Consider the following 1,298-nt stretch of genomic DNA (forward strand, 5'->3'; position numbering starts at 1 on the left):
ACTGCTCTAATATTTGATTTAGTAATATCTTCCCCTAAAACTTCTGACAAAATTTTCCATAATTCTGAAGCACTATCTCGAATATGACCTTCACTAAGATGAGATTCTTTGGCAACTTCTGAGTATTTGTAACCTTCTAAGGTCCCTTGCAAGATAGTTTTTTGAAGATAGTCTAGATGTTGATCTGTTTTGGCAAAAACCAACTCATCTAAGAGATTTAACACCGTATTAGATAGATTAGCTTGAAACATGGACTATAGATTAGGTATATGAAGGTAGAGCAGACAGTGATGCAATTCAGACCTGAATTGGCGAGTTTTTACGCGATGTGTAACTAAAAACGACAGAATCAGGGTTCCCGATGATACTTTATCACTGCTGATTTCTGAGAGCCTTGTAAATCAAGACTAAAAATATAGTTGCACACGGGGTAGTTTTTTACTTATTCTAGCTGACATTTCCGATATTTCAGATCAATTGTTTGGCTGTAAGTTCCGACTTTTCCGACTTACTAAACTCAAGACTGCGATGTATCCTAAGTAATTAAGCAGTTTCAAGGCTTTATTTAGCCAATCTAAAGAAAATGTGAAATAGTACAGGTTCTAGCATATCACAGTCAGGATGCTTAAGGTGGCTTTAGGCAATGTAGCCCAGGCCGCACGCTCAACCAGTACACAAATCAAATGGGGAGGAAAAAATGACATCAAGTTCTAAAGAAAATGTCTTAGTTGACAACTGTTTTGGTATTGTAACGAACAAAAGACTTACCTATATGGCGAAGAAAAGCTGGTTTCGTGGTGGACGAAGAGAAGATGTTCCTCTCAAGCAAGTTGTTGCAGTTCGATATGAAATGGATAGGAAAGTTGTTGGGGGACTATTCCTTGTTGTTTTAGGGATTGTCTTGATAACTGTAGTAGTGGGTATTATTCCCTTGATTTTTGGTGTTCTATTGATGTGGGGATCTCCAACGGTAAGTGTGGTTACGGCCGGAGGAACAGCAACTCCTGTCACTGGATGGCCATGGCAAAAATCAGAAGCAGAGGCGTTTGTAAACGCTGTCCACAGTCAATTATTTGGTGAGTAAATCGAGGGACACAAATTGTTGAAATTTACTCAATCTTGCTGATACTTTTATAACTTCGGAAAATTAAAAAGTTAGCTGGAGAATTTTTTATGGATTTGGCAAATCGTTTGCTAATAATGCCTCATTACTTGAGTTGTTTAATTTCATATTTCTTTTTCTTCTATGGTGTATTACTTGCTGTTGTTGGGTTATTTGCACGGGAATTAGTTGCCCA

General features: G+C 37.7%; 2 protein-coding genes. One reads left to right on the plus strand and one right to left on the minus strand.

From position 1 onward, the window contains the following. The coding region (locus PX636_RS08910; RefSeq protein WP_502882864.1) for a helix-turn-helix domain-containing protein at positions 1-224 on the minus strand (224 nt) is incomplete at its 3' end. 473 nt (positions 225-697) lie between these two features. Here PX636_RS08910 and PX636_RS08915 point away from each other — a divergent pair. Then, positions 698-1,084, plus strand: a complete 387-nt coding sequence (locus PX636_RS08915; RefSeq protein ID WP_106909820.1) for a hypothetical protein — start codon at positions 698-700, stop codon at positions 1,082-1,084. Positions 1,085-1,298: the final 214 nt, after the last annotated feature.

Origin of the sequence: Microcystis sp. M53598_WE2 (assembly GCF_030067735.1) — a bacterium.
GTDB classification, from domain to species: Bacteria; Cyanobacteriota; Cyanobacteriia; order Cyanobacteriales; family Microcystaceae; genus Microcystis; species Microcystis aeruginosa.

Excerpts from the sequence above, each read along its gene's own strand:
- PX636_RS08915 (WP_106909820.1), top strand. The coding sequence starts at position 698 with ATGACATCAAGTTCTAAAGAAAATGTCTTAGTTGACAACTGTTTTGGT.